Origin of the sequence: uncultured Campylobacter sp. (genome assembly GCF_937997405.1) — a bacterium.
Classification (GTDB): domain Bacteria; phylum Campylobacterota; class Campylobacteria; order Campylobacterales; family Campylobacteraceae; genus Campylobacter_B.
On record NZ_CALKTL010000071.1, the window covers coordinates 1 to 5,523 of the forward strand.

The following is a 5,523-nucleotide window of genomic DNA, read 5'->3' on the forward strand; positions in this document are numbered from 1 at the left end:
GACCACATCCTGTCCGTCCTCAAAGTGATCCCCACCGAGTCGACCGAACCCGCCCTCGGTCTGGACTTTCGTATCGTTAAACGCCTTTTCGTCCATATAGCTTGAGTGTGCGTCGAGGTTATTCATAAGCCCCGAGATTGTCTTGTCCACAAGCTCAGAAAAAGTCATCTCATCGACATAATTGTTTTCGACGATCGCAAGTGTTTTAGTAAGCTTAGCTAGCGCCTCCAAACGCGTTTTTTCGCTGTCTGGCTTTTTGGTCGCATTGACCTCTCTGGCTTGTAAATTTCCGGTAAAAAAACTAACGCCTAAAAATAGAGAAAATATGAATCCCAAGCCGAAGAAGAGGTGTTTTTGTCGCAAAGCATATCCTTGAAAATAAAATGTAGCGAATTTTATAGAAAATTGGCTAAAAATAAGGTAAATTTCATACGAAATTTGCGCGTTTACGGATAAATTTAAGTCGAAAATTTTAAAATCTCACTAAAAAACCTTGACATAAAGACACTAAAGTTATATAATGCTACCAACTTCAACTTTAGGAGAAATTTATGAACGAAACTATTGAAATTTTAACCGATAAAATGCGCTCTTTGCTTGAAAGCAGCGTTTCTTTGGCGATCCATTCCAAAAATAGCGAAGTGGGCGTATTGCACATGCTCTGGGCTTTGGTAGCCGACAGCGGCTCTGTGCTAAATCAAATTTTTAATAAATTTAGCATCGAAAAGACCGCGGTCGAGCTTGAGATCAAAAGCGAAATTTCAAATTTGCCTACGAGCTCAAACGTCACGAAGGAAAACGTGCGAATCTCGCGCGAGCTGATGAACTCGCTAGAGGTCGCAAAAGGGCTAATGACGAGCTCGGGCGATAAATTTATCGCCGTAGATACCTGGCTGATTGCAAATTTAAACGCAGATCCGCTAAAGAAAATTCTGTCTAAATTTGCAGATCTTAGCGAGATCAAAAAGGAGCTAGAGGCGCTTCGCGGCGGCAAAAGCATCGATTCGCAAACCGCCGACGAGACGCTTGAAGCGCTTAGTAAATTCGGCGTCGATCTCACCGCTAAGGCGATCGCGGGCGAGCTCGATCCGGTCATCGGCCGCGACGAGGTAATCTCGCGAATGATGCAAATTTTAATCCGCAAGACGAAAAATAACCCTATCCTACTCGGCGAGCCGGGCGTGGGAAAAACCGCGGTCGTCGAGGGTCTTGCGCAGCTGATCGCCAAAAAAGAGGTACCGCTTAGCCTGCAAAATAAACGCGTCATCGCGCTTGATATGAGTGCGCTGATTGCGGGCGCGAAGTACCGCGGCGAATTTGAAGATAGGCTCAAAGCCGTCATAAACGAGGTCGTAAAAGCCGCGAACGTCGTGCTTTTCATCGATGAAATTCACACCATCGTAGGCGCGGGCGCAAGCGAAGGCTCGATGGATGCCGCAAACATCCTAAAGCCCGCCCTTGCGCGCGGCGAGCTACATGCTATCGGCGCTACGACGCTAAAAGAGTACCGAAAGTATTTTGAAAAAGACGCTGCGCTTCAGCGCCGCTTCCAGCCCGTAACGGTCGCAGAACCTAGCGTGAGCGAGGCTACGGCGATCCTGCGCGGCATAAAGGAGCGGCTGGAGGTGCATCACAACGTCACCATCACCGATAGCGCGCTTGTGGCGGCTGCAAGGCTAAGCGACCGCTACATCAGCGATAGATTTTTGCCAGATAAGGCGATCGATCTCATTGACGAAGCGGCGGCGGAGCTTAAAATGCAGATCGAAAGCGAGCCAAACGAGCTTGCCAAGGCCAAGCGCGACATCCTTACGCTTCAGGTCGAAAAGGAAGCCCTTAAGATGGAGGATGACGGCAAAAACGACGAGCGGCTCGCGCAGATCGATAAAGAGATCGAAAATTTAACCGAGCAGAAAAACGCGCTTCAGGCTAAATTTGAAAACGAAAAGTCCGTATTCGGCGGCATCAGCGAGGAGAAAAAAGCGATCGACAGCCTCAAAAACGAAGCTAGCCTAGCAAGACGCAACGGCGATCTTAGCAAGGCTGCCGAGATCGAATACGGCAAGATTCCCGCCGCGCAAGCAAAGGTTAAGGAGCTTGAGGCGAAGTGGGACGCGATGAAAGAAAACGGCGTGCTTTTGCGAAACCGCGTGGACGAGGAGAGCGTGGCTGAAATTTTAAGCAAATGGACGGGCATCTCGGTAAGTAAAATGCTCTCCTCCGAAAAGGAGAAATTCCTCCACATCGAGGAGCATCTAAAAGAGAGCGTCGTGGGGCAAGATGAGGCGCTGCACGCCATCGCTCGCGCCGTCAAGCGCAACAAAGCCGGCCTCGTGAACGAAAACCGCCCTATCGGAAGCTTTTTGTTTTTAGGCCCTACCGGCGTCGGCAAGACCGAGAGCGCAAAGAGCTTAGCTAGGTTTTTGTTCGACGACGAGCGAGCTATGATCCGCTTTGATATGAGCGAATATATGGAAAAACACAGCGTCAGCCGCCTGCTCGGCGCGCCTCCTGGATACGTGGGCTACGACGAGGGCGGGCAGCTTACCGAAGCCGTGCGCAGAAAGCCGTATTCAGTGCTGCTTTTTGACGAGATCGAAAAGGCGCACAAGGACGTTTTTAACATCCTGCTTGGAATTTTAGACGACGGACGCGCGACCGATAACAAGGGCGTTACGGTCGATTTTAAAAACACGATCATTATCCTAACGAGCAATATCGGCTCGGCTAAGATTATGGAGCTTGACGCCAAAAATGCGAACAAGCCGCGCGAGATCGCGCTTGCCGAGCGAGAGGAGGCGGTAAAGAGCGAGCTGAAGAATTATTTCAAGCCCGAATTTATCAACCGCCTGGACGATATCGTGATCTTCAACGCCCTAAGCGAGGACGATCTTATAAAAATCGTGGGCATTATGTTTAAAAGCCTGCAAAAAACGCTAGCAAATCGCGGCATTAACGCAAGCCTAAGCGAAAATGCCAAAAAGCTCATCGCCTCGGCGGGCTTTGATATCGAATACGGCGCAAGACCGCTACGAAGGGCGCTCTACGATCTGGTGGAGGATAAGATCGCCGATATGATCCTAAGCGACGAGATCAAAACGGGCGATCGGATCGAAATCGGCGCGCGTGACGGCGAGATCGAGATAAAGAGGGTGAAGTAAAATCGGGCGGAATTTATCCTGCAGGGTAAATTCCTCGCTTTGGTGGAGTAAATTTGGCGAGGTAAATCTAAAATACTTTATTAATATAAATTGGGCGGGTAATCTATCCGTTGGGAATTGAAACTACGGTATCTGGGCCCGCCGGTTTTTTGCTCGATGCGGGTAGAATTCCATCCCGTTGGGAATTGAAACGAAATAGAAACAAGAAAAGCAGAAATAGAAGCAAAGTAGAATTCCATCCCGTTGGGAATTGAAACAGAAACATCATACGTAACCGTTGGGTGTTCGGTGTAGTAGAATTCCATCCCGTTGGGAATTGAAACAATTCGAGCTCTCTAATATCCTCTGAAGCGTGCTCCGTGTAGAATTCCATCCCGTTGGGAATTGAAACATTTTACAGAGCCCTTTTTTCAAGGGCTCGATAAGTAGAATTCCATCCCGTTGGGAATTGAAACACGCTTATTTTTATCGTTACTCCCGTCGTTTTGCCCGGTAGAATTCCATCCCATTGGGAATTGAAATACTCTATTTAAAATCTCATTTCCCTCTCACATAGTAGCATTCTATAGAATTTAAGAATTTACCGAGCAGAATTCTACCCGATAAAATTTTTACCAAATAAAATTCTGGGCTTTAAATTTTAAAATTTATCGAGTAGGGTTCCGTATCCCAGAGCTTAGAATTTCAAATTTAAGAAACAGTGGCTTTGAGTTGCAGGATTCAAAAGCGCAAGGATTTTAGATTATAAAATTTAAAAAGATAGATAGGGTTAGAATTTTAAAATTCGAAGTCGATGACCGAAATTTCAGACTTCGAAACCTAAAATTTTAAATCTGAAGCGGAATCAAATTTTAAAATAATTTCAAAATTTACCCCTTTTAAATTTACATATCTCGAGCTCTATTCATAAAATTTTACGTATTAATTTACGCAAAATTTATCCAAACAAAAACGATCTCATAAGCTTATCCGCATTAAATTTTATCTCTTCTTTTTAGAATAAAAACCATCGCAGACGCAATTATTAGCGATGATAAAGCGCTTATTATCATTATGCTAAAATTAAAATTTGAGCGATCAAGCAGATGACCCAACCAAGTAAAACTCGCTTTTGCTAGGATTATCACAGCTAGCAAATAAGTATAAAATAGACTTATAAAAAATGTAGATGCGCCGGATATTTTATCCAGCAGAATAAAAGCCTTTATCTTTGAAAATACGAAGCAGCAGATGATCAGAGGCAAAATTACCGTCGCGCAAAATAGATACAATGCCATAGCGCCGAAAATATCGCTTTCGCTATCGCTTGCTTCTTCGTGCCACGTTAGTTCAAAAGCTTTTAAAACGATAGAAAACGGATGCGCGATATCGTAACCGCTATACTCCGCCAAAAAAACCGCATCTATGCTGGCAAATATAACGCCCAAGCAATCTATAGTAAAAATGAACAAGGCGATCCAGAATAAAATCCTTACCCCTTTTAGCTCAAAACATTTTTTAATGAACTCTTTTATCACCCTGGCCCCTACTTTATAGTTTTTAAGATCAATTTGGCTTTTATATCGCGTTTCATTTCGGCGCTTTTAAGACTCCTCGCCGTGATCTCTCATCAAATTTAAGCCTCAGCTACGCTAAATTTTAAAATTTCAAGCAAAGCAAAGCATTGTGCCGCATTCGTTATCTTTTCTATTTGCTCTGCATTTGTCATTTTATATCCTTGTCCTAAAACTTTGATATTACTAAACCTACAATCGCAATTATGGCACTTACCCAAATAGAAGTATTTGCTATAAACCAAAGTATGCATTCTACATAGTGATATATTATTTTTGCCCTATTTGAGATTTTATATTCCTCGTAAGGCTACTTAATATTCGGCTTATCGGCAAGCGCCTCTCTTAAAAGCACCGAAAAGAAATATCCGCTCTAAATGCTTCTCGGAACAAGCCTGCAGGGTCCTTATACTCATCAACATAGTCAATACAAATAATCTCTTATCTATATTAAAAATTTTTAAGCCATATTCTTGCATCTCTTTCCTTACGTATTAAAAATTTTAGAACTATGGTTTATCAGGCTCAAAGTCAAACTCTCTTTGTCGAAAGCAACATCTCCAAATTTATCAATAATCTCTCGATTTTGTCTGATCGATATGGTCATGCTACCATTGTCTAGTATATAATATCTTTCTATTTTAAAAAGCTTTAGAATTTGAAATATTAAAACAAAAGACATATTTATTAGCATAGCCGGTATATAGACTAAAGTATCAGCTATTTTTTCTGATATTTTCATATTAGGCTTATTACCAATTTTTTCGCCAAACCTAGGCATATATGAGTATGTAATTTTTGTTTTTTCA

General features: G+C 43.4%; 3 protein-coding genes, 1 pseudogene and 1 CRISPR repeat array. Of the genes and pseudogenes, 1 reads left to right on the forward strand and 3 read right to left on the reverse strand.

Annotation, left to right across the window (positions count from 1 at the left end; all coding sequences use genetic code 11):
* Positions 1-327, reverse strand: a pseudogene (locus Q0372_RS03505) (hypothetical protein); the annotation flags it as partial.
* A gap of 224 nt (positions 328-551) precedes the next feature.
* On the opposite strand from Q0372_RS03505, the gene Q0372_RS03510 reads away from it, so the two are divergent.
* Positions 552-3,161 (forward strand): AAA family ATPase, encoded by a 2,610-nt coding sequence (locus Q0372_RS03510; RefSeq protein ID WP_298102615.1) that lies wholly within the window; start codon positions 552-554, stop codon positions 3,159-3,161.
* Between the two features lie 94 nt (positions 3,162-3,255).
* Positions 3,256-3,684: direct repeats of the CRISPR family, unit length 30 nt; unit sequence GTAGAATTCCATCCCGTTGGGAATTGAAAC.
* Between the two features lie 451 nt (positions 3,685-4,135).
* On the opposite strand, the gene Q0372_RS03515 is transcribed toward Q0372_RS03510, so the two are convergent.
* Entirely contained in the window at positions 4,136-4,678 is a 543-nt protein-coding gene (locus tag Q0372_RS03515) for a hypothetical protein (protein WP_298102617.1), read from the reverse strand.
* A gap of 523 nt (positions 4,679-5,201) precedes the next feature.
* A partial coding sequence (locus tag Q0372_RS03520; RefSeq protein ID WP_298102619.1) for a hypothetical protein occupies positions 5,202-5,523 on the reverse strand: 322 nt, incomplete at its 5' end.